This is a genomic window from Streptomyces sp. NBC_00513 (assembly GCF_041431415.1).
GTDB lineage: Bacteria > Actinomycetota > Actinomycetes > Streptomycetales > Streptomycetaceae > Streptomyces.
In genome coordinates, this window is the sequence record NZ_CP107845.1 from 4,875,472 (window position 1) to 4,901,433 (window position 25,962).

The following is a 25,962-nucleotide window of genomic DNA, read 5'->3' on the forward strand; positions in this document are numbered from 1 at the left end:
TACCGCTGGAAATCCCCGTCCGAGGAGCTTCACCATGTCCGTCACCCAGGTCGCCGCCTACGCCGCTCCCGCCGCGAAGGCACCGCTGGAGCGCACGACGATCCCGCGCCGCCCGGTCGGCGAACACGACGTCCTCATCGACATCAAGTTCGCCGGCATCTGCCACTCCGACATCCACCAGGCCACCGACGGCTGGGGCGAGGGCATCTTCCCCATGGTCCCCGGCCACGAGATAGCCGGCGTGGTCACCGAGGTCGGCGCCGGCGTCACGAAGTTCGCGGTCGGCGACCGGGTCGGCGTCGGCTGCTTCGTCGACTCCTGCCGCGAGTGCGAGCAGTGCCTGGCCGGCTTCGAGCAGTACTGCCTCAAGGGCATGACCGGCACGTACAACGCCATCGACAAGAACGGCGAGCCCACCTACGGCGGCTACTCCACCCACATCGTCGTCGACGAGAACTACACCGTCCGCATCCCCGAGGGCATCGACCTCGACGTCGCCGCCCCGCTGCTGTGCGCCGGCATCACCCTGTACTCCCCGCTCAAGCACTGGAACGCGGGCCCCGGCAAGAAGGTCGCCATCGTCGGCCTCGGCGGCCTCGGCCACATGGGCGTCAAGATCGCCTCCGCGCTCGGCGCGGACGTCACCGTCCTGTCGCAGAGCCTGCGCAAGAAGGACGACGGCCTGCGGCTGGGTGCCTCGGAGTACCACGCCACCAGCGACGAGACCACCTTCGAGAAGCTGGCCGGCACCTTCGACCTGATCGTCTCCACCGTCTCCGCGCCGCTTCCCCTCGACACGTACCTGCGGCTGCTCAAGGTCGACGGCGCGTTCGTGAACGTCGGCGCCCCGGAGGACCCGGTCTCCCTGAACCTGTTCTCCGTCATCGCCGGGCGCAAGACCCTCGCGGGATCCTCCATCGGCGGGATCGCCGAAACCCAGGAGATGCTGGACTTCTGCGCCGAGCACGGCCTGGGCGCCGAGATCGAGCTGATCGGCGCCGACCGGATCAACGAGGCCTACGACCGGGTCCAGGCGAGCGACGTCCGCTACCGCTTCGTCATCGACACCGCGACCATCTGACCCGCCCGCTCGGCGTCATCCGACCGCTCGGCGCGCATCCGGCCGCCCGGTGGCATCCCGCTGCTCCGCGCCGTCCGAGTGCCCCGCCCGCCCTGCCCGACCCGCCCGACCCGCCTGCCCCGCCGCAGGCGGGTCGGCCCGTTCCAGCGCCGCCGGGCCGCCCCGGCGGGCGTCGTCACACGCTTTTCACGCCCCGTGCATGGTCTTGCCGGCGCGCCCTGCGGACGATCGCCTCACCAGCCTTCCGTCCCACAGGAGTTCGCGATGCCCAGCCGCCGTCACTTCCTCGCCGGATCCGCGGCCGCCGTGGGCCTCGCCGCCCTGCCCCGGGCCGCGGAGGCCGCACCCGCACCGGCGGCCGAGGACACCGCGCCGCCCCACCTGGTGGTGATCCTGGCCGACGACCTCGGATACGGGGACCTCGGCGCGTACGGCCAGAAGCTGATCACCACCCCGCGCATCGACCGGCTCGCCGCCGAGGGGCTGCGGTTCACCGACGCCTACGCCGCGGCCGCCGTCTGCGCCCCGTCCCGGGCCGCCCTGCTCACCGGCCTGCACACCGGGCACGCCGCCGTCCGCGCCAACCCCGACAGCGGCGGCCAGGGCGCCCTCGGCGCCGGGGACACCACCTTCGCGGAGGTGCTCCGGGCGCGCGGCTACCGCACGGGCCTGTTCGGCAAGTGGGGCTTCGGACCGGAGGTCGGGGACCAGCCGAGCCACCCCGGCGCCCGGGGCTTCGAGGAGTTCCACGGGTACATCGACCACGGCCACGCCCACCAGTACCGCCCCTCCTACCTGTGGCGCAACGGTGCCAAGGAACCCCTGCCGGCCGGCACCTACGCGCCCACCGTCATCGCCGAGAGCGCCCTCGGCTTCATCGACGCGCACGCCGCCGGCCCCGACCCCTTCCTGCTGTTCCTGACCCCGAACCTGCCGCACGCCCCCAGCGAGGTCCCCGACGTGGGCGCGTACGCCGCCCGGACCTGGACCCAGGAGAACAAGGCGCACGCCGCCCAGATCAGCCTGCTCGACGCCCAGGTCGGCGCGGTCGTCGACCGGCTCACGGCGCACGGCATCGCCGACCGGACGGTGGTCCTGGTCGCCTCCGACAACGGCCCGCACGAGGAGGGCGGGGTGAACCCCGACCTCTTCGACGCCAACGGCCCGCTGCGCGGCTACAAGCGCAACCTGTACGAGGGCGGCGTACGCGTCCCGCTGATCGCCTGGAGCCCCGGCCGGATCGCCCCCGGCACCCTCAGCGACCGCCCCACCCCGCTGTACGACCTGCTGCCCACCCTCGCCGACCTGGCGGGCGCCCCGGCCCCCGCCGACATCGACGGGCTCTCGGCCGCCCCCGTGCTCACCGGGGCGCCCGCGACGGCCCCGCTCCACGACCACCTGTACTGGTACCGGGACGAGCAGGGCGTCACCGCCCGGGCCAACAGCCAGGACGGCGGCCGGGCCAAGAAGGTCGCGGAGGCGATCCGCAAGGACCGCTGGAAGGGGGTCCGGTTCGCCCCCGCGCGGGACCGGACCGTGCCCGACGCGCAGTGGCGGTTCGAGCTGTACGACCTGGCCGCCGACCTCGGCGAACAGCGCGACGTGGCCGCGGCGAACCCGGCCGTCGTCGCCTCCCTGACGGCCCTGCTGCGGTCGTCCTGGTCGGACGCCTACCCGCGCCGCCCCTGGGGCCTCACGGTGGCCTCGGACGGGGTCACGGCCACCACCACCCTGTCCAACGGAACCTCCCGCGCCTGGCCGCAGGCCCGGGTCGGCCTCACGGTCCCGGCGGGCTGGACGGCCACCCCGACCGGCCCGGTCACGGCGGCCTCCCTGGCCCCGGGCGCGCGCCTGACGACCACCTGGAAGATCACCGCGCCGGGCTCCGGATCCGGTCCGGCCGTCCTGACGGCCCGGGCCGACACGGGCGCGTTCCGCTTCACCGCGGCGCACCCCTTCACACCGCTCCCCGCGCCGCCCACCCGGGACGGTCACCTCAGCGACCTCCCGTGGGTGTCGGCGACCAACGGCTGGGGCCCCGTGGAGATCGACCGCTCCAACGGCCGCAAGGAGGGCGGCGACGGCACCCCGATCGCCTTCGGCGGCGTCACGTACGCCAAGGGCCTCGGCGTGCACGCCCCGTCGGAGGTGGTCTACCACCTGGGTGGCCGCGCGGCCCGCTTCACCGCCCTCGTCGGCATCGACGACTTCTCGACGAGGCAGTCGGCGGCCGGCGCCACCCGCGCCGTGGTCCGCGGCGACGGCCGCACCCTCCTGACCACCCCGACGCTCACGGGCGCCTCGGGCCCCACGGCCATCGACCTCGACGTCACCGGCGTCCGCCTCCTCCACCTCGTGGTGCAGGACGCCAACTCCAACTCCGCCTTCGACCACACCTCCTGGGCCCGCCCCCACATCACCCTGGCATGACGAGGCCCCGGCCGCCCGCCGCGGGTGCGGCGGCCGACCGGGGCGTGCGCGCGGGACGGCTCAGGCGCCGGCCGCCGGGGCCTGGGCCACGCCGATCGGGCAGCTGACGCCCGTGCCGCCGATGCCGCAGTACCCGCCGGGGTTCTTGTCCAAATATTGCTGGTGGTAGGCCTCGGCCGGCCAGAACGGGCGCTCCGACGCCGGGAGGACGGCGGTGGTGATGTCGCCGTGGCCCGCTGCCGTCAGGACCCGCTGGTAGGCCTCGCGGGAGGACTCGGCCTCCGCCTGGTGGGCGGGGGAGTGGGTGTAGATCGCCGAGCGGTACTGGGTGCCGACGTCATTGCCCTGGCGGAAGCCCTGCGTGGGGTCGTGGGACTCCCAGAACAGCTTCAGCAGGGTCGCGTACGAGACGAGCGCCGGGTCGAAGACCACCCGCACGACCTCGGTGTGGCCGGTCTGCCCCGAGCAGGCCTCCTCGTACGTCGGGTTCTCCGTGAACCCGCCCTGGTAGCCGACGAGGGTCGTCCACACCCCGGGGGTCTGCCAGAACTTGCGCTCCGCGCCCCAGAAACAGCCCAGGCCGAAGTCCGCCACCGCCAGGTGCGGGGGGTAGGGGCCCGCCAGCGGGTTGCCGAGCACGGTGTGCGCGGACGGCAGCGAGAAGAGCGGTTCCGAGCGGCCCCGCAGGGCCTCTTCGCGGGTCGGGAGCTCGGGCGTGCGGCGGTACGAGAACATGGGTCGCCTCCTTGGTAGTGGGAACAACGGACGAGGGCGGCCCGGGATTCCCGAACCGCCCCGCGGTCGCCCCTCGCGTGCCCGCCGCCCCGCGTCAGTGCGGCAGCGTCGCCGGCGAACCGCCGTTGGCCTCGTAGCCCGCCACCGCCAGCGCCCGGTACACCGCGTAGGCCGCCGCCGGGTCCGGCGAGGCCGACCAGGGCAGCGCGCCGACGTACCCGTCCACGTGCCGCACCTGCTCCATCGCCTCCGCCCAGCGCTCCATGCTCACCAGGAACATCAGCAGCAGGTGCCGTACGTGGGCGAGCATCGGGTCGTCCGCGCGGGCCGTGCGGACCGCGTACAGCGCGCCCTCCACGGCCCGGGTGACGACCGCGCTCTGCCAGAACGTCGACACGAAGTTCACCTCGGGCAGGTGCTCGTACACCGCGAACAGCGGCAGGGCCGCCAGCAGCGAACCCTGCGGGGCGCGGGCCGCCGCCGCGTGCGTGAACGCGTCGGCCTTCTCCCGCGAGCCGTGCCACTTCTCGCACCAGTAGTTCAGGGCGGCCAGGTGCGCGCCCATGTGCTGCGGGGCCCGGTCGATGACCTTCGCCCACAGTGCGTCGTACTCCGCCTCGGAGTAGCCCAGCGCCCGGCCGATCGCCAGCTCCGTGATGTACGGGACCGGGTCCCCCGGCGCGAGCAGGGCCGCCCGCCGGCAGGCCTCCAGGGCCTCCTCCAGGATGATCCGGTGGTCCTCGGAGCCGACGCCGCCCGAGTGCCGCCAGGCCTGCTGCACCAGCAGCTCGGCGTGGACCTGCGCGCCGCCCGCGTCCTTCGGCGCCTCCAGCCGCCACGCCTTCAGCCACTGCGCGCCCTCCCCGGGCCGGCGCACCAGGTCCAGCGCCGCCGCACCGCCGAAGGCCTGGACGCGCTGCCAGCGCTGCTCGCCCTCCGTCGGGGTCCCGGCGAGCAGTTGCGAGGCGGCCTGCCACTGGCCGGTGCGCTCGACGTTGTCGAGGGCGTCCATCAGGTCCTGGTCGGGCCCGGGAACGCGGATGTCCAGCTCCTCTTCCCGGTCGAACCCGTAGTTCGCGGGGTCGGCGGCGTCCGGGCTGCCGGGCGCGACCAGCCGGGCACCGCCCCGCCGGCGCCGGATGTAGGGGGCGGCGATGGCCACGAGCAGGCCCATCGCGAAGAGGAACCACAGAATCTCCATGCCTCCAAGCGAACCAGACGCACCCGGGCCAAGGCCAATGCCTCACTGGCCAGGTCCGATGGTCGGGGCACGAGAGGAACCACCGCCGTACGGGGCATAGCATCTGCCCATGAGCGACAGCCACGAGCACCAGAGCTTCGAGACCCGCGCGATCCACGCGGGCAATACGGCGGACCCGCGGACCGGCGCGGTCGTGCCCCCGATCTACCAGGTGTCCACGTACAAGCAGGACGGCGTCGGCGGACTGCGCGAGGGCTACGAGTACAGCCGCAGCGGCAACCCGACGCGCACCGCCCTGGAGGAGAACCTCGCGGCGCTGGAGGGCGGCCGACGCGGTCTCGCCTTCGCGTCCGGGCTCGCCGCCGAGGACTGCCTGCTGCGCACGCTGCTCTCCCCGGGCGACCACGTGGTCATCCCGAACGACGCCTACGGCGGCACGTTCCGCCTCTTCGCCAAGGTCGTCTCCCGCTGGGGCGTGGAGTGGTCGGTGGCCGACACCTCCGACGCGGACTCCGTGCGGGCGGCCCTGACGCCGAAGACCAAGCTGATCTGGGTCGAGACCCCCTCCAACCCGCTGCTCGGCATCACGGACATCGCCGTGGTCGCCGACATCGCGCGGTCCGCGGGCGCCAAGCTGGTCGTGGACAACACCTTCGCGTCCCCGTACCTCCAGCAGCCCCTGGCGCTCGGCGCCGACGTGGTCGTGCACTCGCTGACCAAGTACATGGGCGGTCACTCCGACGTCGTCGGCGGCGCGCTCGTCGCGGCGGACGAGGCGCTCGGCGAGGAGCTGGCCTACCACCAGAACGCCATGGGCGCGGTGGCCGGTCCCTTCGACTCGTGGGTCGTGCTGCGCGGCATCAAGACCCTGGCCGTCCGCATGGACCGGCACGCGGAGAACGCGGCGAAGATCGTCGAGGTGCTGGCGCGCCACCCGAAGGTCACCAAGGTCCTCTACCCGGGCCTGCCCGAGCACCCGGGCCACGAGGTCGCCGCCAAGCAGATGCGCAACTTCGGCGGCATGATCTCCTTCCAGGTCGCCGGTGGCGAGGAGGAGGCCGTCGCGGTCTGCGGCCGTACGAAGATCTTCACCCTGGCCGAGTCCCTCGGCGGCGTCGAGTCCCTCATCGAGCACCCGGGCCGGATGACCCACGCCTCGGTGGCCGGCTCGGCCCTGGAGGTCCCGGCGGACCTGATCCGCCTCTCGGTCGGCATCGAGAACGCCGACGACCTCATCGCGGACCTCACCCGCGCGCTGGGCTAGGTCCCCTCTTCGCCGGATGCCGCCGGGCGGTCGTCACCAGCCCTCCAGGGGCGGGGAGACATCGCTCGGCGGCGTCGCCCACGGCCGGGTCAGCGCCGCCCACACCGTGAACGCGAGCGCCGCCGCGCACAGCACCGTCCAACCGAACCGGCGCAGCGCCCGGCGGCGGCGCAGGAGCCGGTCCCCGCGGGCCGCGGCGGCCGCCGCCAGCCCGACCGGCACCGTCGGGTGGGGCCCCTCCATCAGCTCCCGCACCCGGGCCGCCTTACGGTCGGGGAAGGCGCTCACGCCGCCTCCCGACCGGGGGCGGGCGCCGCGTCCCGCAGGGCCGCGACGGCCCGGTTGCACAGCGCGTGCACCCGCTCGGCGGGCAGCCCCAGCTGCGCCGCCGTGACCTCCTCCGCGACGCCCTCGTACACGCGCAGCACCAGGACGAGCCGTTCCAGCGGGACCAGCCGCGCGAGCGGCCCGGTACCGGAGGGCCGGCGGCGGGCGGTGCGGGCGTACGCGGCGCACAGTTCCTGCCGCGTGTGGTCGTACGGGTCGTCGCCGCGCAGCCTGCGCCAGTCCGCGTACGTACGGGCCAGGGCGCCCGCGAGGAGCCGGCGCGCGACGGCCGGGTCGTCCTCGGGTTCCGCGGTCAGCAGGATCGCGACGTGCAGGAGCCGGCCCGCCGCACCCGCGACGAAGGCCTCGAACTCCGCGTAGGGCCTTGCCCGGTGGTCCACAACCCCCATGGCTCACATAGTGCGGTCGGGGGCACCGTCTTGGTCAAGGGGTCGGACACGGCCGGATCCGTACGGTGGGGCGGGCGGCCCCGGGGACCGGGCGGCGGCGGGGTTCAGGAAGCGGGGCCCGCGTCCGCGACGGAGGCCATCAGCTCCGACAGCGACAGGTTGAAACGCGTCAGCAGCCCGGTGAAGGACTCGCGCTCCTCCTCCGTCCAACCGTCGGTCACGCGAGCCATCAGCTCGCGCCGCGAGGACCGGACCTCCTCCAGCCGCGCCAGCCCGCGCGGGGACAGCGCGAGCACCACGGCCCGGCCGTCCTCGGGGTGCGAGGTCCGCTTGACCAGGCCGCCGTCGACGAGCGGGGCCACCTGGCGGGTGACGGTCGACGAGTCGATGCCCATGCCGCCGGCGAGCGCCTTGACGCCCATCGGGCCTTCCAGGTCGAGTCGGTTCAGCAGCAGGTAGGCGGCTCGGTCCATCGAGTTGCGGGCCTGACCGACTCCGCCGAGGCGGGTCTGCTCCGCCCGGCGGGCGAAGACCGCCACCTGGTGCTGGAGCGCGTCGAGGAGACCGGCTTGGGCGGGCGTTTCGGCCACCGTGGGCAGGTCGGAACTGGCCGGGATGGAGGGCATGGCCGTGGGCTCTCTTCGCGTGGGTCCGACAAGGATGGGGGACAGAGTACGCGGCCGTGCGGCGGCTCGTACGCCTCGTACGAGAACTGATACGACCATCGCCGGACGGAGCGCGGGCGCCGTCGCGATTGGCGTGATCCCGCCCCCGGCGTCCCGATCCCCGGTCGGCCGGTTTCCCACCCCTGGCGGCGGGTCCCCCCTTTCCCGGGCCCCGTCTCACGGGTTCGACGTCCTGCGCCCCGATCCGCGCGGACTGCGAGACTGGCCACATGAACTACCGCGTGCCGACGCCCGTCCCCCAGGTCATCCTCGACGACGTCCGGGGGGCCCAGAAGATGCTGTCGGGCGTCTCGCGGGTCACCGCGATGGAAGGCAGTCGACACCTCTCCGCGCTGACCGGATCTCCGGTCCACTTCAAGTGCGAGAACCTCCAGCGGACGGGTTCCTTCAAGCTGCGCGGGGCGTACGTGCGCATCGCGGGCCTGCGCCCCGAGCAGCGCGCCGCCGGTGTGGTCGCGGCCAGTGCCGGCAACCACGCTCAGGGCGTCGCGCTGGCCTCGTCCCTCCTGGGCGTGCGTTCCACGGTGTTCATGCCCGTGGGGGCGCCGCTGCCGAAGGTGGCGGCGACCCAGGAGTACGGCGCCGAGGTGATCATGTACGGGCAGGTGGTCGACGAGACCCTCGCCGCCGCCCAGGAACACGCCGACCGCACCGGGGCGGTGTTCATCCACCCCTTCGACCACCGCGACATCATCGCGGGTCAGGGCACGGTCGGCCTGGAGATCCTGGAGCAGTGCCCGGAGGTGCGCACGATCCTCGTCGGCATCGGCGGGGGCGGGCTCGCCGCCGGCGTCGCGGTCGCGGTGAAGGCGCTGCGGCCCGACGTGAAGGTCATCGGCGTGCAGGCGGCGGGCGCCGCCGCGTACCCGCCCTCGCTCAAGGTCGGCTACCCGGTGTCGATCGACAACCCGAACACGATGGCGGACGGCATCAAGGTCGGCCGACCCGGCGACGTCCCCTTCAAGATCATCGGTGAACTCCTCGACGACGTCCGCACGGTGTCGGAGGACGCGCTCTCCAGCGCCCTGCTGCTCTGCCTGGAGCGGGCCAAGCTCGTGGTCGAGCCGGCCGGCTGCAGTCCGGTCGCCGCGCTGCTGAGCGAGCCCGAACTGTACGGCGGCGGCCCGGTGGTGGCGATCCTGTCCGGCGGGAACGTCGATCCGCTGCTCCTCCAGCGGATCCTGCGGCACGGCATGGCGGCGGCCGGCCGCTACCTCTCGCTGCGGCTGCGCGTGAGCGACCGGCCCGGAGCGCTGGCCGGTCTGCTCGGGGTGTTGTCGACGGTGGACGCGAACGTGTTGGACGTCAGTCACGTCCGGACCGATCCGCGGCTGGGACTCACCGAGGTGGAGGTGGAACTGCACCTGGAGACCAAGGGGCCCGAGCACTGCGCCCAGGTCGCGCGGTCGTTGCACGCCGCGGGGTACACGGTGATGAGCTGAGGTCGGGGCGTCGTCGCGTCGGCACTCGCGGCGGGTCCCCGATCGGGGCGGGACGCGCGGGGCCTCGCACATCCGAACGGAACTCCCCGCCCCATGGCGGTACGCGATATGACGCGATACCGTACCGGCTCGGCTCGTGCGCGCCCGGAGTCGGGCGGTCGAGTCTTCGCGAAGCCGGGCGGAACTCGTGTCCCGCCCATAAGATTTGCCCGGGAAACACCCGATTCGCTCTGGGAGAATCCTTATGCCAGGCGCCATCTACGCCGAAGGCCTGGTGAAGACCTTCGGTGACGTACGGGCTCTGGACGGCGTGGACCTCGATGTTCCCGAAGGAACCGTCCTGGGCCTTCTCGGCCCGAACGGCGCGGGCAAGACCACGGCCGTGCGCGTCCTGACCACCCTCCTGCGACCCGACAGCGGCAGAGCCCTCGTCGCGGGGTTCGACGTACTCGAGAACCCCGACCAGGTCCGCCGCTCCATCGGCCTCTCGGGCCAGTTCGCGGCGGTGGACGAGTACCTCACCGGCCGCGAGAACCTCCACATGGTCGGCCGGCTCTACCAGTTGAACTCCAAGGCGGCGAAGGCCCGCGCCGCCGAACTGCTGGAGCGCTTCAACCTCGCCGAGGCCGCCGACCGGACGGCCAAGACCTACTCGGGCGGCATGCGCAGGCGCCTCGACCTCGCCGCCGCGCTCGTCGTCAGCCCGCCCGTGATGTTCATGGACGAGCCGACCACCGGACTCGACCCCCGCAACCGGCAGCAACTGTGGGGCATCATCCGCGAACTCGTGGCGGGGGGCACTACCCTGCTGCTCACCACCCAGTACCTGGAGGAGGCCGACCACCTCGCCCACGACATCTGCGTCGTCGACCGGGGCAGGGTCATCGCGCGCGGCACCTCCGACCAGCTCAAGGCCCGTACCGGCGGCGAGCGGGTGGAGGTCGTCGTCCACGAAAGGGACCACCTCGCCACGGCGCGCGCGGTGCTCGCCGGTTTCGGCAAGGGCGAGGCCGGCGTCGAGGAACACACCCGCAAGCTCACCGTTCCGGTGTCCGGCGGCGCCAGACTGCTCGCCGAGATCATCCGCGAACTCGACGGCCGGGGCATCGAGATCGACGACATCGGACTGCGCCGGCCCACGCTCGACGACGTGTTCATCTCGCTGACCGGCCACGCGGCGGAACGGGACGCGGGGAACGGCGCCCCGGACGGCACCGCGGCCACGACCGGGGCCGAGCCCGAGGGCGACACGGCGCGGAAGGAGCAGGTGAAGTGAGCAGCACGACCGACTCCCTGGTCATCGCACATCGCAACCTCCTGCGGATGAGCAGGATCCCCGAGATGATCCTGTTCGGGCTCATCCAGCCGGTGATGTTCGTGGTCCTCTTCACGTACGTCTTCGGCGGGTCCATCAACGTTCCGGGGGCGCCCGCGGGCAGCGCGAGCGCCTACAAGGAATTCCTCATGGCCGGCATCTTCGCGCAGACCGTCACCTTCGCCACGGCGGGCGCGGGCGCCGGCATCGCCGACGACATGCACAAGGGGCTCATCGACCGGTTCCGCTCGTTGCCGATGGCGCGCGGCGCCGTGCTCACGGGCCGCACCCTCGCCGACCTCGTACAGACGGCGGTGACGCTGACCGTACTGGCGGGCGTGGCCTTGATCGTCGGCTGGCGTACGCACGAGAACATCGGCAAGGTGTTGGGAGGGTTCGCCCTGCTCCTGCTGCTCGGCTACGCGTTCACCTGGATCGGCGCCCTCATCGGCCTGACCGTGCGGACGCCGGAGGCGGCGACCTCGGGCGGTCTGATCTGGCTGTTCCCGCTGACCTTCATCTCGATCGCGTTCGTCCCGGTCAACGGCATGCCGAGGTTCCTCCAGTACGTCGCCGAGTGGAACCCGTTCAGTGCCACGGTGGCGGCGTCCCGCGGGCTGTTCGGCAACACGATCGACGGGGTTCCGCTGTCGGTGACCGGCGCCTGGCCGATGCAGCATCCCGTGTGGGCCTCGATCATCTGGTCAGTGGTGATCATCGCGGTGTTCCGCACGCTGGCGGTCCGCAAGTACCGCCGAGTGGACGCCTGATTCCGTCTCCTGATTCCGTCCCTTGAAAGCGCGGACGGAATCACACGGACGGCATCGGGAAGCCCGCCGATCGCAACCGGCGGGCTTCCTCGTACTCACGAGCAGAAGAGCGTGTACCCGGACTTCTTGTAGAAGGTGATGCGTCCGTTCACCTTCGCGCTCGCCAAGGTGGCGTACTTGCCGCACGGCGGAATCGCCGCCTTCGTCGTCACCTTGCCCGCGGAGATCGTCTTGCAGGTCGTGGAGATCGCGACGTCGGGGGTGTACGGGTGCGCCGCCAGCAAGGTGACGCAGAACTTGGTCGGGGCGTTGGGGCCGTTGAGGTTGGCCGAGCCGACGACTTTGCCGCCGCTCGCATAGGGGGCCTTCACCGTGCCCGACGCCTGCGCGTCCGCTTGGGCCGTCAGCGCACTGGTGAAAACAAGCGCGACGGCCGCGGCTGCGGTTCCCGCCAATCGGAATACGCCCTTCACAATTCGCTCCTCGCTCATGCGCGGTGGGGTGTTCGCCTCGTGCGGTGCCTCGTGCGGTGCCTCGGTCGGCGCCTTGTTCGATGTCTTGTTCGGGTGAGCACGAGAGAAGCTACCCGCCATGTGTGGACGTTCGTGATGCGAATCCGGCCAGGTTTCGGCCTGATTCGGACCGTGAAGGACGGGCGGCGTCGGCTTCCGGGAGGCGTGCGGGAAGAGCCCGGTCACGCGAGAGCCCCCGCCCGGATTCGATCCGGGCGGGGGCTCTCGACGTGCGCGGGTGCTCAGCCGGTGAAGGGCTTGACGTCGAGGATCTTGACGGCCGCCGTCTTGCCGTTCGGCAGCTCGTACGAGGCGTCCTCGCCGATCTTCTTGCCCATCACGCCGGTGCCCAGCGGGGACTGCGGGGAGTAGGTCTCGAAGTCCGAGGACGCGTACTCGCGCGAGGCCAGCAGGAACTCCATGGTGTCGTCCTCGTCGCCGTCGAAGGCGATCTTGACGAGAGTGCCGGGGGCGACCACGCCGTCGGAGGCGGGGGCGGTGCCGACCTTCGCGTTCTCCAGGAGCTGGGTCAGCTGGCGGACCCGGAGCTCCTGCTTGCCCTGCTCCTCCTTGGCCGCGTGGTAACCGCCGTTCTCACGCAGGTCGCCCTCTTCACGGGCAGCTGCGATCTTCGTGGCGATCTCCGTGCGTGCGGGACCAGAGAGGTAGTCCAGCTCTGCCTTCAGCTGGTCGTACGCCGCCTGGGTCAGCCAGGTGACGCTCTCGCTCGTCTGGGTCACGGGTGCTCCTCGTCGGTACAGGGGACTTCAAAGCCGCCAGCGGCGGACGAAACCACGAGCCTAACAATTCGGGAAGAAAAGGGGGAGGACACCCTGTGTATGAAGTGTGTCATCGCGCGTCGCCGGGCCGGGCGGCGTCGCAGGTCACACGCCTGGTGCGGGGTGCGAGGGCAATCTTCCCGGGCGTGGCGCGCTACCGATCCGTAATGGGCGCCACCGGTCAGGAACGGTCAGTACCGGTCGGTGGCGGGGCCGTGGCCCCCGGGCTGCCCGACCGGGCGAGATCCGACCCGGCAAGATCCGAGAGGGCGGGATCCGAGAGGGCGGGATCCGGAAGGGACGGCCTACGAGGCGGCGCCGGCGGCCTGGCAGCCGACCAGCTCGACCGTCGTCGCCCGCCCGGTGGTCTTCAGCGAGACGACCTCGTCCACGCGCGCGTCCCGCTGCCCGAAGGTGAAGTCGGCGCGGCCCACCTCGCCGTGCCCCTCGTCCTGGGAACTGAGGGTGCAGACCCCGGTCACCCCGGTGTCCTTGCGGACCTCCAGGTGCACCTTGACCTCGCTGTCCGACACGATCTGGAACTTGATCACCTCGGCGCTGACGGTCTGCCCGCCGACGTAGTCCCAGCCGATCCAGCCGACCACGCCCAGCAGCCCGACCCCGAGCACGGACCCGACGATCTTGAGCTTCCGGTCCGCGCGCTCGTCCGCCGACCGGCCGTAGCGACCCTCGGGCAGTCCTTCGCGCACCGTGCTCATCGATCGTTCCTTTCGCGAGGGCCGGGAAGCCTCGCTCCTCCGGTCCGGTCACCGTAACCGGAGGATGTCACGCCCCCCGGTCCGGGGCGGAATCAGGGGGCCGTCGGCGCGGGCGGTGAAAGCGGAATCCGAGGGCCCGGGAAAACCGGCGAAGGGCGGCCCGGGCACGCATTACCTTGGTCGGACCGCATGTACACGGGCACCGCGTGCGGGGCCTCGTCCCCCGGGACGAGTGTGCCGGGAATCTCCCTCGTCTCCGTTTGTTGAGGGGAGGAGTGACTATAGAAGGCGCCCACCGGCCTTCCCTTTTGCCAGACGAGTACCAGAGGATCCTGTCTTGACCGAGCAGCTTCGACTGATGGCCGTCCACGCCCACCCCGACGACGAGTCGAGCAAGGGCGCGGCCACCATGGCCAAGTACGTGTCCGAAGGGGTGCCCGTGCTGGTGGTGACCTGCACCGGCGGTGAGCGCGGCTCCGTCCTGAACCCCAAGCTCCAGGGGGACAAGTACATCGAGGAGCACATCCACGAGGTCCGCGCCAAGGAGATGGACGAGGCGCGCGAGATCCTCGGCATCGAGCAGGAGTGGCTCGGCTACGTCGACTCCGGGCTGCCCGAGGGCGACCCGCTGCCGCCGCTGCCCGAAGGCTGCTTCGCGCTCGCCGACGTCGACGAGGCCGCCGGCCGCCTGGTGAAGAAGATCCGCGCCTTCCGGCCGCAGGTCGTCACCACGTACGACGAGAACGGCGGGTACCCGCACCCCGACCACATCATGACCCACCAGATCTCCATGGTGGCCTTCGAGGGCGCGGCGGACACCGAGAAGTACCCGGAGGCCGAGTTCGGCCCGGCCTACCAGCCGCAGAAGCTCTACTACAACCAGGGCTTCAACAAGCCGCGCACCGTCGCCCTGCACGAGGCGCTGCTCTCCCGCGGCCTGGAGTCCCCCTACGGGGAGTGGCTGGAGCGCTGGAAGGAGTTCGAGCGCACCGAACGCACGCTGACCACGCACGTCCCCTGCGCGGACTTCTTCGAGATCCGTGACAAGGCGCTGATCGCGCACGCCACGCAGATCGACCCGGACGGCGGCTGGTTCCGCGTTCCGATGGAGATCCAGAAGGAGGTCTGGCCGACCGAGGAGTACGAACTGGCGAAGTCGCTGGTGGACACTTCCCTCCCCGAGTCCGACCTCTTCGCGGGCATCCGGGAGAATGCGTAGTCATGAGCGCTACGCAGGAAGCAATCGTCCAGCTCCTCCCGCTGGCCGGCGACACCTTCGACAAGAACAAGGTGACCCCGGGAATCCTCGGTTTCATCGTGTTCGCGGCCCTCGCCCTCGGGGTGTGGGGCCTGATGAAGTCGATGAGCAGGCACATGGGCCGGGTGGACTTCAAGGAAGCCCCCGAACCGGCGGCCAAGGGCACGGCGACGGACGGCACGCGGGCCCCGTAGGCCCCTGCCCCGCGGGCCCCTGAGCCCGCGGGGCCCACGCGGGCGTCGGACGCACGCGCGACGACCGCCGCCCCACCCGCGGACCGGTGGGGCGGTGGCACGTACGCGTGCGCGATCACGGCAGGCGCCGGGACGCCCGGACCGGGGCGCCCCGCCGGGGCCCGTCCGGGGCCGCTGGGGGCCGTCAGGCGCCCGCCGGGGACCGGCGGGTCCCGTCCGACTGTCAGGCGGGCGCCGGACGCGGCAGGTCCCGTCCGGGGCCGTCAGGCGACCGGCACCACCGGCACCCCCATGACCTCCCGCGACCGCAGGTTCGGGACCATGCCCAGGCGCCACGCCTGCCAGCCCTCCGCCGGATCCACGCCCCGCCCCAGGATCACCCCGTACGTCTCCAGGCAGTCCTCCAGCCGCCGGTCACGCAGCGGGTGCGGGGCCGCCGCCAGCCGCGCCAGCTCCGCCCGCGCCTCGTCCGAGGCGCCCGGGACCGACGGGACCGCGTACGGCAGCATCGTGCAGCGCAGGAAACGCGCCCAGTCCTCCCCGCGCAGGTCCCCGTACGAGGCGAACAGCCGGGCCGCCTCCTCGCACAGCCCCAGCGCCTGCGGGACCCGCGCGTTGCCCGCGTCCACGATCGCCAGCTCCAGGCAGGTCCAGCCCTCCCCGTGGGCCAGCCCGATCCGCCGGAAGTCCGCCCGCGCGTCCACCAGCAGCTGGCGGGCGAAACCGGAGTTCCGCAGGTTCCCCGTCTGCGCCGCCCGCTGGTCGCGCGTCACCCGGCCCGAGTGGTGCCGGGCGTGCGCCAGCCCGTACACGTCCCGCATCCGGGAGAACATCGTCCGGGCCCGCTCCAGCTCCCGCACCGCCTTGTCCCGCTCGCCGTCCTCCTCCAACGCCTGCCCGAGGTAGTACAGCGTCCACGCCTCGCCGCGCGCGTCCTCCGCCAGCCGGTGCCGGGCCAGCGCGTCCCGCAGCCGCTCCAGCGCCGGCCCCGGGTCCCCGTCGACCACCCGCGCCCGGCCCAACTGGGTCAAAGCCCAGGCCTGACCGCGGTCGTCGCGGGTGCGCCCGTACATCTCCAGGGCCAGCCGCAGCTCCGGCTCCGCCCGCTCCGGCGCACCCATCCGCAGGTACACCTGCCCCAGCTGGAAGTGCGCCCACGCCTCCCCGTGCACGCTCTCGCTCTCCCGGTGCAGGGCGATGGACCGCTCCAGCAGCGTCAGCGCCTCCCCGAGCTCCGCCCGGTCCCGCTGCACCGCCGCCAGCGCGTGCAACCCCCACGCCCGGTCACCCGCCAGCTCCGGCGACTCCTGGAGGGCCAGCGCCTCGCGCAGCCGGGCCGCCGCCTCCGGAAGGTTGCCCTGGTGGTGCAGGGTGATGCCCAACGACACCAGGGCCATCGCCGCGCCCGCCTCCTGCTCGGCCTCCATGTACTGGTCGACGACCGAGGTCAACGTGGTGCGGGCCTTGTCCAGGTCGCCGAGCTGGCGCGCGGCGATGCCCGTGCGCCACTGCACCGAGCGGGCCATCCGGCCGCCCCGCCCCGGCTCCCCCCGCTGCCCCGCCTCCACGGCCTGGGTCAGCTCGTTGATCTCACCCAGCCGGTACAGGTCCCCGCGCAGCAGACAGAAGTCGCACAGCGCGCCCAGCAGGTCCAGCACCGCCTGCTGATCCACGTCCTGCGAGTGCCGCAGCGCCGCCGTGATGAAGCTCGACTCGTCGTCCAGCCAGCGCAGCGCCGCGTCCAACGAGGCGAAGCCGTGCCCGCCGAAGTGGTTGGCGCGGGTGGACATCTTCCCGTCGACCATCCGGATCACCGAGTCCGCGAGCTGCGCGTAGTTGCGGATCAGCCGCTCGTGGGCCGCCGCCGCCTCCGCCCGGTCCTCGTCGGCCGTCAACCGCGCCGCCGCGTACGCGCGCACCGCGTCGTGCATCCGGTACCGCTCCCCGCGCACCGGGTCCAGCAGGCCCGCCCGCGCCAGCTCGCGCAGCAGCCGCCCCGCCTCCACCTGGTCCGCGTCGATCAGCGCCGCCGCCGCGGACGGCCCGAGCGAGGCCCGCCCGGCCAGCGTCAGCCGCCGCAACAGCCGACGCCGCTCCTCGGGCAGCCGTACGTACGCCAGGTCCAGCGCGTGCTCCAAGGTGCCGCCGGAGCCCCCGGCCGCCCCTGCCTCCCCCAGCGGAGCCAGCACGCGCAGCGCCAACGGCAGCCCCGCACCGAGCACCGACAACTCCCGCACGGCCTCCTCGCCGTACGCGGGAACGCCCGCCGCCTCCGCGCCGGCGCGCAGCACCTCGGCCGCCTCCGGCTCCGACAGGCGGGCCAGCGGAAGCTGGTGCACCCACGCCGCCAGGTCGGTGGGCAACTCCAGCGGGCCGGAGGCCGTCACCAGGACCAGACTGTCGGACCGCTCCGGAACCAGCGTCCGGACCTGCGCCGCGTCCACCGCGTCGTCCACCACGACCGTCACCGGCAGCCCCTGGAGGTGCTGGTGATACAACTCCCCGAGCCGCCGCACCTGTTGCTCCGCCGAGGCCCCCTCGCGGAACAACAACTGCTCGCGCGGGGCGCCCAGCCGGTTCAGCAGGTGCAACAACGCCTCCCGCGTCGACAGCGGGGCCTCCGCGGCGCCGCCGTACGGGGAACCGCCCCGCAGGTCCACCACGCACGCCCCGCGGAACTGGTCCCGCAGCGCGTGCGCCGCCCGCAACGCCAACGCGGTACGCCCCGAACCGGGCTCGCCGTGCACCACCACGACCACCGGCCGGGTCTCGGTACTGGCCCGCGCCGCCTGCACCCACTGCGCGATACGCGTCAGTTCCGCCCGGCGACCCGTGAACCCCTCGTCCGTGCGAGGGAGTTGATTGAACGACTGCTCCAGCACACTGCGCCGCCGCGCCTCCGCGCTGCGATCCGTCCCGCGCAGCGCCGGCCCGGAGCCCGTCGTCTGCTTCACGAGGCCGACCGCGCCACCGTTGACGCCCGACCGGACGCGCGGCGGATTGCGCACCGCCGTCGCCGCCAGGCGCTGCTGCTCCAGAAAGGGCCGAATGCCGCGCACCTCCAGCGCCGACAGCCACTGCAGCCTCAACTGCTCCGGACCGCCCGGCCTGCCCGCCTCCCCGGCCCGCCGGTTCGCCGCCGGCAGGTGAAGAGCCGTCACCTTGACCGCCGTCGTGGCCGCCCCCGCGACGCCCACGACCATGCCCGTACTGAACGCCGTACCGGCCGCCACGCCGAAGGCCAGGTCCGCCCCGACCGCCGCGACCGCCCCGACCGCCGTGACCAGCAACGCCGTCGAACTGTTCGCGCGCCGGAACGCCTCGCCCAGCGACTGGTCCCCGGCCGCCGCCTCGTCCAGGGCGCGCACGTACGCCTCGTACTCCTCGGAGGCGCTCGCGGCGAGCGTGTCCAGGGACTCCCGGCCGCGCGCCAGCAGGGCCGCCTTGTCGACCGGCGCCCCCGGAGCGGCCCGGCGCTCCTCCTCGTCCACGGCTCGCACCAGAAGCCGTTCGGCCTCCACACGATGACTGTCCCGCATCGGCATCCCCCTCAGAGCGCTCCGGCAACGTGCCCCAAGTGTCCTGCGGGACGGTCGCGAGCGCGAGGGAATCCGAACCGGTTCAGAGGGAGTTGGCGCGTCTTCGGTCGACCGCGTGCATATATGTACGGCCGGGCGCCGGGGGAGCTGCCCGGCCGCGCCTCCCGGACAGATCAGTAGGCTGATCCGAACATCCGACAGTGTGGTGGGGGCGGCACGATGACGGGGACACCGACGCGCGCCGCCGAACGCCGCCGCGCTGAACGGCACCGTGCCGAAAGCCGCCGTGCCGAACGCCGCCGCGCGGAACGGCACCGTGTCCTGCCCGCCGCACTGACCGCCTCGCTCTGCGCCGCCCTCGCGACGGCCCTGCTCTCGGGCGGCTGCGCACCCGCACCGCGCGGATTCGCCGTACGGTACGAGGCCCCCGCCGCCGGCGACGAACGCGAGGCCGACTTCCTGCGCGACGGGAAGCACGCCGACCGGGCCGTCACCCGCCTGAACGCCTACCTCGACCTCCCCGACCGGGTCACCGTCGTCGCCCGCTCCTGCGCGGGCGAGGGCACCGCCTACGACCCCGCCGCGCACCGCATCGACCTCTGCTACGACGACATGGCGGAGGACCGGGAACTCCTCACGACGGACGAGAAGGTCGGCGCGATCGTCGCCGAGAGCGTCTACCACGAGGCGGGCCACGCCCTCGTCGAGGCCCTCGAACTCCCCGTCGGACCCGACCCCGACGAGGAGAACACCGCCGACCGCTTCGCGGCCCTGATGCTGCTCCGCGAGGGCCCGGACGGGGAACGCGCCCTGCGGACCGCCGCCGAGGAGTACGAACTCCTCGCGGCGCGGGAGCCGAACACCGCCCCCGACGATGACGAACACGCCCCGCCGGCCGACCGCGCCGCCGCCTACCTCTGCCTCCTGCACGGCGCCGCCCCCGACCGCCACCCGGACCTCGCCACCCGCACCCGCGACTGCGCCCCCACCTGGCCCACCACCCGCGCCACCTGGGAACACGCCCTGGCCCCGCTGCTGAGGTGATCGGCCGGCGGCGGGGCGTCGCGGCGGTCCGTCGCTCCGAGTACGCGAGCACCCACTTCAAGCGCGCCGCGGCGCCCCGCGCGTCCTCGACTCCGAACAGTTCGCGCCGGGCGGCTGCGATCTCCTGCTCGGTGAGCGCGCCGTGTTCCTCCTCGTGGGATGCCACGATCTCGGCGAGTCCGTCCATGGCGAGCGGGTGCCTGACAGCCTCGGTGATGTAGCTGGAAAGTCCACGGCGACCGGTTCGAGATCGCAGCTCACTGATCAGCTCTGCCGGCATGGACACGGAAATTCCGGCACGCGATCCCAGTGCCCCGCCGCTTTCGATGGAAGACGGTGAGGGGCGACTTCTCGGTTCCTACAGGACCCCAAGGTCAACCGTGACGGAGAAGGGCGCGGTGGCCTTCACCGTGCCCGTGAACATCTCGCCGTCCCTGTAAGCCTTGGTGGCGGGATCGAGAACGTAGGTGTAGACGATCGGGACACCGGTGGCGGCCTGCTCGACCCGCCAGTAGAACGGAATGCCGGCCTTGGCGTACTGGTCCACCTTGACGATCCGGTCCGTGGTCTCCGAACCGGGTGACACGACCTCGACGACCAGGAGTACGTGCTCGGGGCGGGTAGGCGTGAGGTCGATGGTCTCTGCCCGGTACACGATGACGTCCGGACGGCGGTTGGTGAGCGGAACGTCCTGCAGACGGACATCGAAGTCCGTGTCGGCGTTCCAGTCCGGGCCCGCGGCGGCGTCCAGGGCATTGGCCAGGACCCGCGCCAGCCGGTGGCGCCGTTTGGAGGCGCTCGGGCTCACGACGACCATCCCGTCCACGATCTCGATGCCGGCGCACTGCTCCTCGGACCAAGAGTCGTACTGGTCCGCGCTGATCTGCGAATGCATCCACGCGGGCGCCACCATCTCGGCGGTCATGGTGTACCTCCTTCGAGGGGCCTCGGCAGGTCCGGCGCTGCTGCGCCCAGCCTACTGTTCCGAGGTGTCGGGCCGCCTGACTTGGAGGAACGCCGGGAGAAGTTCGACGCCGACCGTGAGGGGAAGGAGCCGCCCGCCACGGGATGACTCATAAGTGCAATTCAGCCAAGCGGGGCGGGCTCGTGAGGGTTTCGTCGGTCGCGTCAGACGCTGTGAGAGGCTGGGCCGTATGAACCGGTTGGCTGGTGTGACCTCGCCCTATCTGCTTCAGCACGCCGACAATCCCGTCGACTGGTGGCCCTGGACGCCGGAGGCATTCGAGGAGGCACGACGGCGTGATGTGCCCGTTCTGCTCTCGGTCGGCTATTCCGCGTGTCACTGGTGCCACGTCATGGCCCACGAGTCCTTCGAGGACGAGCTGACCGCCGCCTACATGAACGAGCACTTCGTCAACGTCAAGGTGGACCGCGAGGAGCGGCCCGACATCGACGCCGTCTACATGGAGGCCGTACAGGCCGCGACGGGGCAGGGCGGCTGGCCCATGACGGTGTTCCTCAACGCCGAGGCCGAACCGTTCTACTTCGGCACCTACTTCCCGCCCGAGCCCCGCCACGGCATGCCCTCCTTCACCCAGGTGCTCGAAGGCGTGCGCGCCGCGTGGGTCGGCCGGCCCGATGAGGTCGCCGAGGTCGCGTCGCGCATCACGCGCGATCTGTCCGAGAGGCAGTTGGACTACGGCAAGGCCGAGGCTCCCGGCCCCGAGGAGGCGGCGCGTGCGCTGCTCGCGCTGACGCGTGAGTACGACTCCACCCGCGGCGGGTTCGGCGGCGCGCCGAAGTTCCCGCCGTCCATGGTGCTGGAGTTCCTGCTGCGCCACCACGCCCGGACCGGATCCGAGGGGGCCTTGCAGATGGCCGCCGACACCTGTGAGGCGATGGCCCGCGGCGGTATCTACGACCAGTTGGGCGGCGGGTTCGCCCGGTACGCGGTCGACCGGGAGTGGGTCGTGCCGCACTTCGAGAAGATGCTCTACGACAACGCGCTCCTGTGCCGGGTCTACGCCCACCTCTGGCGCTCCACCGGGTCGGAGCTCGCCCGCCGGGTGGCGCTGGAGACCGCGGACTTCATGGTCCGGGAGCTGCGTACCCGCGAGGGTGGTTTCGCCTCCGCCCTCGATGCCGACAGCGAGGACCCGTCGACCGGCCGGCACGTGGAGGGCGCGTACTACGCCTGGACGCCCGCGCGGTTGCGCGAGGTGCTCGGCGAGGAGGACGGGGAGGCGGCCGCCGCCTGCTTCGGGGTGACCGAGGAGGGGACCTTCGAGCACGGCACCTCCGTGCTGCAACTCCCGAAGGACGGGCCGGCCCTGGACGCGGCGAAGGTCGCCGACATCAAGGCCCGGCTGCTCGCGGCTCGCTCCGGGCGGCCCGCGCCCGGCCGGGACGACAAGGTGGTGGCCGCCTGGAACGGGCTGGCCATCGCGGCGCTCGCCGAGTGCGGGGCGTTCTTCGAGCGGCCCGATCTCGTCGAGCGCGCCACCGAGGCGGCCGACCTGCTGGTGCGGGTCCACTTCGACGCGACGGCCGGGCCCCGCCTGGCCCGCACCAGCAAGGACGGGATCGTCGGCCCCAACGCCGGGGTCCTGGAGGACTACGGCGATGTCGCGGAGGGCTTCCTGGCGCTGGCCTCGGTGACCGGCGAGGGGGTCTGGCTGGAGTTCGCGGGCTTCCTCGTGGACCTGGTGCTGGACCGGTTCACCGCCGAGGACGGCTCGTTGTACGACACGGCGCACGACGCCGAGAAGCTGATCCGGCGTCCCCAGGACCCGACGGACACGGCGGCGCCCTCGGGCTGGACCGCCGCCGCCGGCGCGCTGCTCTCGTACGCCGCGCACTCCGGTTCGCAGACGCACCGCACGGCCGCCGAGCGGGCGCTCGGGGTGGTTCAGGCGCTCGGGCCGCGGGTTCCGCGTTTCATCGGGCACGGGCTGGCGGTCGCGGAGGCGCTGATGGACGGGCCGCGCGAGGTGGCCGTGGTGGGCCATCCGGAGGATCCGGCGACGGCGGCGCTGCACCGGACGGCGTTGCTGGGGACGGCTCCCGGCGCGGTGGTGGCGGTCGGTCTGCCACTGGCGGCGGACGGCGGCGCGGCGGAGTTCCCGCTGCTGGTCGACCGCGCGTTGACGGACGACCTCCCGACGGCGTACGTCTGCCGGCACTTCGTCTGCGCCCGCCCCACGACAGAACCGGCCGAACTGGCCGAGCAGGTGGGCGGCGCGCACCCCTGAGCCCGAGGGGCGGGGGAGTCGCGTCCGCGGTCGCGCCCCGCAGTCGCGTCCGGCAGTCGCGTCCGGCGTCGGTCCGGTGGCATCGCCGGCGGACCGACCGCCCGGCGACGTCAGTGCTGGTAGGCGGCGAGGGAGATGCCCACGTAGTGGGCGACGAAGGCCGCGAGCGTCAGCGAGTGGAACACCTCGTGGAACCCGAAGAAGCGGGGGGAGGGGTTGGGGCGCTTCATGCCGTAGATGACCCCTCCCACGCTGTAGAGCAGCCCGCCGACGATCACCAGCACGAGGACGGCGATGCCGCCGGTGCGCATGAAGTCGGGGAGGAAGAAGACGGCCGCCCACCCCATGGCGATGTAGCAGGGCGTGTACAGCCAGCGCGGGGCGCCGACCCAGAAGACGCGGAAGGCGATGCCGGCGCCGGCGGCGATCCACACCGCCCACAGCAGGGTCCGCCCCGTGGAGGGCGGGAGCAGCAGGACGGTCAGCGGGGTGTAGGTGCCCGCGATGATCAGGAAGATGTTGGCGTGGTCGAGCCGCCGCAGGATCGCCTCGCCGCGGGGGCCCCACGTGCCGCGGTGGTAGACCGCGCTGACGCCGAAGAGCAGGCAGGCCGTGAGGATGTAGACCCCGCAGGCGACGCGCGCCTCGGTCGAGTCGGTGAAGGCCATCAGCGCCAGGCCGGCGACGATCACGGCGGGGAACATTCCCAGGTGGAGCCAGCCGCGCAGCAGCGGCTTGTGTTCCAGGGCGGACTCGACGGCCTCGACGGCCTCGACGACCGGGTGGGCCGGATCGGCCGGGGCGGCCTCGGATGCCGGAGCGGCGGCGGCGTCAGAAGTCATGGCCACATGCTATCTACGGGTCCGTAGGTTTCCGTCAGTCCTCTTTACGGAAGATTGACGCGAGTGGCGATGCTCACGTGAGAAGCCCCCTGGACATATGCGCACATGCACCGGATGATCAGATGAGTGCGGTCGGCACCGGATGAGCGGAGCGCGAAGCGTCCGGGTCGCAGCCCCCACGGGGCAAACACCAAACAAACCCCTCAACAAGGAGCGATCGTGGCGCGCGACAACGCGGCTCCCACTTCCAACCCGACGCAGCACAAGGCGTTGACCTCCTGGGTCGACGAGATCGCCGCCCTGACCGAGCCGGACCGGATCGTCTGGTGTGACGGGTCCGAGGCCGAGTACGAGCGCCTGTGCGAGGAGCTCGTCGCCCAGGGCACGTTCAAGAAGCTCGACCCGACCAAGCGCCCGAACTCGTACTACGCCGCCTCCGACCCCTCCGACGTCGCGCGCGTCGAGGACCGGACCTTCATCTGCTCCGAGAAGGAGGAGGACGCGGGCCCGACCAACCACTGGAAGGCCCCGGCCGAGATGAAGGCCCTCTTCACCGGCACGGACGGTGGGCAGGGCATCTTCCGCGGCTCCATGAAGGGCCGGACGATGTACGTCGTCCCGTTCTGCATGGGCCCCCTCGGCTCCGAACTCTCCGCGATCGGCGTCGAGATCACCGACTCCGCCTACGTCGCGGTCGCCATGCGCACCATGACCCGCATGGGACAGCCCGTCCTCGACGAGCTCGGCACCGACGGGTTCTTCGTCAAGGCCGTCCACACCCTCGGTGCTCCGCTCGCCGAGGGCCAGGCCGACGTGCCGTGGCCCTGCAACACCACCAAGTACATCTCGCACTTCCCGGAGACCCGCGAGATCTGGTCCTACGGTTCGGGCTACGGCGGCAACGCCCTGCTCGGCAAGAAGTGCTACGCCCTGCGCATCGCGTCCGTCATGGCCCGCGACGAGGGCTGGCTGGCCGAGCACATGCTGATCCTCAAGCTCACCCCGCCGCAGGGCGAGGCCAAGTACATCGCCGCCGCCTTCCCGTCCGCCTGCGGCAAGACGAACCTCGCGATGCTGGAGCCCACGATCCCCGGCTGGACCGTCGAGACCGTCGGCGACGACATCGCCTGGATGCGCTTCGGCGAGGACGGTCGCCTGTACGCGATCAACCCCGAGGCCGGTTTCTTCGGTGTCGCGCCCGGCACCGGCGAGCACACCAACGCCAACGCCATGAAGACGATGTACGCCAACACCGTCTTCACCAACGTCGCGCTCACCGACGACGGCGACGTCTGGTGGGAGGGCATGACCGAGACGTCGCCCGCCCACCTGATCGACTGGAAGGGCAACGACTGGACCCCGGACAGCGAGACCCCGGCGGCCCACCCCAACGCCCGGTTCGCCGTTCCGGCCTCCCAGTGCCCGACGATCGCGCCCGAGTGGGAGGACCCCAAGGGCGTCCCGATCTCCGCGATCCTCTTCGGTGGCCGTCGCGCCTCCGCCGTGCCGCTGGTCACCGAGTCCTTCGACTGGAACCACGGCGTCTTCATCGGCTCGAACATCGCCTCCGAGAAGACCGCCGCCGCCGAGGGCAAGGTCGGCGAGCTGCGCCGCGACCCCTTCGCCATGCTGCCGTTCTGCGGCTACAACATGGGCGACTACATGGGCCACTGGGTCGACGTGGCCAAGGGCAAGGACCAGGCGAAGCTCCCGAAGATCTACTACGTGAACTGGTTCCGCAAGAACGACGCGGGCAAGTTCGTGTGGCCGGGCTTCGGCGAGAACAGCCGCGTCCTGAAGTGGATCGTCGAGCGCCTCGACGGCACCGCCGAGGGCGTCGAGACCCCGATCGGTGTCCTGCCGACCGTGGCCTCCCTCGACACCGACGGCCTGGACCTGCCGGCCGCCGACCTGGACTTCCTCCTCACGGTCGACAAGGAGATCTGGCGCGACGAGGCCGCGCTGGTCCCCGAGCACCTGAACACCTACGGCGACCACACGCCGAAGGAACTGTGGGACCAGTACCACGCGCTCGTCGAGCGCCTGGGCTGACCCGCCCGCCCCGTCCGGGGCCCGAGAACGTGGGAGCCCCCGACCAAGCGGTTCCCACCGCAGCACGTGACCATCGTCAGGAGCGTTCGCGCTTCCGGGCATGTCGTGTGCGTCTGCTGACGGCGGACCTCCTGCAAACGGAGGTCCGCC

At 72.3% G+C, this 25,962-nt stretch carries 22 protein-coding genes and 1 pseudogene; 11 read left to right on the plus strand and 12 right to left on the minus strand.

The features are described 5' to 3' along the window. Positions 1-34 precede the first annotated feature (34 nt). Complete coding sequence (locus OHA84_RS22670) at positions 35-1,081, plus strand: NAD(P)-dependent alcohol dehydrogenase (RefSeq protein ID WP_053682177.1); 1,047 nt, start codon at positions 35-37, stop codon at positions 1,079-1,081. A 264-nt stretch (positions 1,082-1,345) separates the two neighbouring features. Continuing rightward, positions 1,346-3,511: a sulfatase-like hydrolase/transferase gene (locus tag OHA84_RS22675; protein ID WP_266949474.1), complete on the plus strand. Its 2,166-nt coding sequence runs from the start codon at positions 1,346-1,348 to the stop codon at positions 3,509-3,511. Between the two features lie 60 nt (positions 3,512-3,571). Here OHA84_RS22675 and msrA read toward each other — a convergent pair whose 3' ends face one another. Together msrA and OHA84_RS22685 are read right to left on the minus strand one after the other, a co-directional pair. Beyond that, positions 3,572-4,246, minus strand: a complete 675-nt coding sequence (msrA, locus tag OHA84_RS22680) for a peptide-methionine (S)-S-oxide reductase MsrA (RefSeq protein WP_266949476.1) — start codon at positions 4,244-4,246, stop codon at positions 3,572-3,574. Between the two features lie 94 nt (positions 4,247-4,340). Further along, positions 4,341-5,447: a hypothetical protein gene (locus OHA84_RS22685; protein ID WP_053682174.1), complete on the minus strand. Its 1,107-nt coding sequence runs from the start codon at positions 5,445-5,447 to the stop codon at positions 4,341-4,343. Positions 5,448-5,556: 109 nt separating this feature from the next. On the opposite strand from OHA84_RS22685, the gene OHA84_RS22690 reads away from it, so the two are divergent. Then, positions 5,557-6,711, plus strand: coding sequence for a cystathionine gamma-synthase (locus tag OHA84_RS22690; protein ID WP_266949479.1), 1,155 nt, complete (start codon positions 5,557-5,559; stop codon positions 6,709-6,711). A 33-nt stretch (positions 6,712-6,744) separates the two neighbouring features. Here the strand turns inward: OHA84_RS22690 and OHA84_RS22695 are convergent, their stop codons facing one another. The 3 genes from OHA84_RS22695 to OHA84_RS22705 all read right to left on the minus strand — a co-directional run bounded on the left by OHA84_RS22695 (position 6,745) and on the right by OHA84_RS22705 (position 8,074). Beyond that, a complete protein-coding gene (locus tag OHA84_RS22695) occupies positions 6,745-6,999 on the minus strand; it encodes a hypothetical protein (protein WP_234350237.1) in 255 nt (84 codons plus the stop codon). After that, positions 6,996-7,448, minus strand: coding sequence for a sigma factor-like helix-turn-helix DNA-binding protein (locus tag OHA84_RS22700; protein ID WP_053682172.1), 453 nt, complete (start codon positions 7,446-7,448; stop codon positions 6,996-6,998). Before OHA84_RS22700 ends, OHA84_RS22695 begins: the two co-directional genes overlap by 4 nt. A 104-nt stretch (positions 7,449-7,552) precedes the next feature. Continuing rightward, positions 7,553-8,074 (minus strand): MarR family winged helix-turn-helix transcriptional regulator, encoded by a 522-nt coding sequence (locus tag OHA84_RS22705; RefSeq protein WP_053682171.1) that lies wholly within the window; start codon positions 8,072-8,074, stop codon positions 7,553-7,555. 269 nt (positions 8,075-8,343) lie between these two features. Between OHA84_RS22705 and ilvA the strand changes: the two genes are divergently transcribed. The 3 genes from ilvA to OHA84_RS22720 all read left to right on the plus strand — a co-directional run bounded on the left by ilvA (position 8,344) and on the right by OHA84_RS22720 (position 11,661). Continuing rightward, positions 8,344-9,576 carry a threonine ammonia-lyase gene (gene ilvA / locus OHA84_RS22710; protein WP_053682170.1) on the plus strand — a complete coding sequence of 411 codons (1,233 nt, stop codon included), beginning with the start codon at positions 8,344-8,346 and terminating at the stop codon, positions 9,574-9,576. A gap of 244 nt (positions 9,577-9,820) precedes the next feature. After that, a complete protein-coding gene (locus OHA84_RS22715; RefSeq protein ID WP_053682169.1) occupies positions 9,821-10,852 on the plus strand; it encodes an ATP-binding cassette domain-containing protein in 1,032 nt (343 codons plus the stop codon). After that, positions 10,849-11,661 carry an ABC transporter permease gene (locus tag OHA84_RS22720; protein WP_266949484.1) on the plus strand — a complete coding sequence of 271 codons (813 nt, stop codon included), beginning with the start codon at positions 10,849-10,851 and terminating at the stop codon, positions 11,659-11,661. Before OHA84_RS22715 ends, OHA84_RS22720 begins: the two co-directional genes overlap by 4 nt. Before the next feature lie 95 nt (positions 11,662-11,756). On the opposite strand, the gene OHA84_RS22725 is transcribed toward OHA84_RS22720, so the two are convergent. The 3 genes from OHA84_RS22725 to OHA84_RS22735 all read right to left on the minus strand — a co-directional run bounded on the left by OHA84_RS22725 (position 11,757) and on the right by OHA84_RS22735 (position 13,671). Continuing rightward, a complete protein-coding gene (locus OHA84_RS22725) occupies positions 11,757-12,359 on the minus strand; it encodes a hypothetical protein (protein WP_266970026.1) in 603 nt (200 codons plus the stop codon). A 56-nt stretch (positions 12,360-12,415) separates the two neighbouring features. Beyond that, positions 12,416-12,913 (minus strand): transcription elongation factor GreA, encoded by a 498-nt coding sequence (gene greA, locus OHA84_RS22730; protein ID WP_053682166.1) that lies wholly within the window; start codon positions 12,911-12,913, stop codon positions 12,416-12,418. A 344-nt stretch (positions 12,914-13,257) separates the two neighbouring features. Then, complete coding sequence (locus OHA84_RS22735) at positions 13,258-13,671, minus strand: DUF4307 domain-containing protein (protein WP_266970024.1); 414 nt, start codon at positions 13,669-13,671, stop codon at positions 13,258-13,260. A 337-nt stretch (positions 13,672-14,008) separates the two neighbouring features. Here OHA84_RS22735 and mca point away from each other — a divergent pair, with 337 nt between their 5' ends. Next, positions 14,009-14,890 (plus strand): mycothiol conjugate amidase Mca, encoded by an 882-nt coding sequence (gene mca / locus OHA84_RS22740; RefSeq protein ID WP_053682164.1) that lies wholly within the window; start codon positions 14,009-14,011, stop codon positions 14,888-14,890. Positions 14,891-14,892: 2 nt separating this feature from the next. Next, positions 14,893-15,123: a hypothetical protein gene (locus tag OHA84_RS22745; RefSeq protein ID WP_053682163.1), complete on the plus strand. Its 231-nt coding sequence runs from the start codon at positions 14,893-14,895 to the stop codon at positions 15,121-15,123. A gap of 263 nt (positions 15,124-15,386) precedes the next feature. Here the strand turns inward: OHA84_RS22745 and OHA84_RS22750 are convergent, their stop codons facing one another. Further along, entirely contained in the window at positions 15,387-18,662 is a 3,276-nt protein-coding gene (locus OHA84_RS22750) for a tetratricopeptide repeat protein (RefSeq protein ID WP_266970022.1), read from the minus strand. Between the two features lie 219 nt (positions 18,663-18,881). Between OHA84_RS22750 and OHA84_RS22755 the strand changes: the two genes are divergently transcribed. Continuing rightward, the gene (locus OHA84_RS22755; protein ID WP_266970020.1) at positions 18,882-19,706 is read left to right on the plus strand and encodes a DUF4344 domain-containing metallopeptidase; all 825 of its coding nucleotides are present in this window, start codon (positions 18,882-18,884) and stop codon (positions 19,704-19,706) included. 67 nt (positions 19,707-19,773) lie between these two features. Here OHA84_RS22755 and OHA84_RS22760 read toward each other — a convergent pair. Together OHA84_RS22760 and OHA84_RS22765 are read right to left on the minus strand one after the other, a co-directional pair. Continuing rightward, positions 19,774-19,986, minus strand: a pseudogene (locus OHA84_RS22760) (hypothetical protein); the annotation flags it as partial. Positions 19,987-20,064: 78 nt separating this feature from the next. Beyond that, positions 20,065-20,631 carry a Uma2 family endonuclease gene (locus OHA84_RS22765; RefSeq protein ID WP_266970018.1) on the minus strand — a complete coding sequence of 189 codons (567 nt, stop codon included), beginning with the start codon at positions 20,629-20,631 and terminating at the stop codon, positions 20,065-20,067. 229 nt (positions 20,632-20,860) lie between these two features. On the opposite strand from OHA84_RS22765, the gene OHA84_RS22770 reads away from it, so the two are divergent. Beyond that, a complete protein-coding gene (locus tag OHA84_RS22770; RefSeq protein ID WP_266970017.1) occupies positions 20,861-22,918 on the plus strand; it encodes a thioredoxin domain-containing protein in 2,058 nt (685 codons plus the stop codon). Positions 22,919-23,028: 110 nt separating this feature from the next. Here OHA84_RS22770 and OHA84_RS22775 read toward each other — a convergent pair whose 3' ends face one another. Continuing rightward, positions 23,029-23,760: a hemolysin III family protein gene (locus OHA84_RS22775; RefSeq protein ID WP_053682159.1), complete on the minus strand. Its 732-nt coding sequence runs from the start codon at positions 23,758-23,760 to the stop codon at positions 23,029-23,031. Between the two features lie 219 nt (positions 23,761-23,979). Between OHA84_RS22775 and OHA84_RS22780 the strand changes: the two genes are divergently transcribed. After that, a complete protein-coding gene (locus tag OHA84_RS22780; RefSeq protein WP_266970014.1) occupies positions 23,980-25,812 on the plus strand; it encodes a phosphoenolpyruvate carboxykinase (GTP) in 1,833 nt (610 codons plus the stop codon). Positions 25,813-25,962 lie beyond the last annotated feature (150 nt).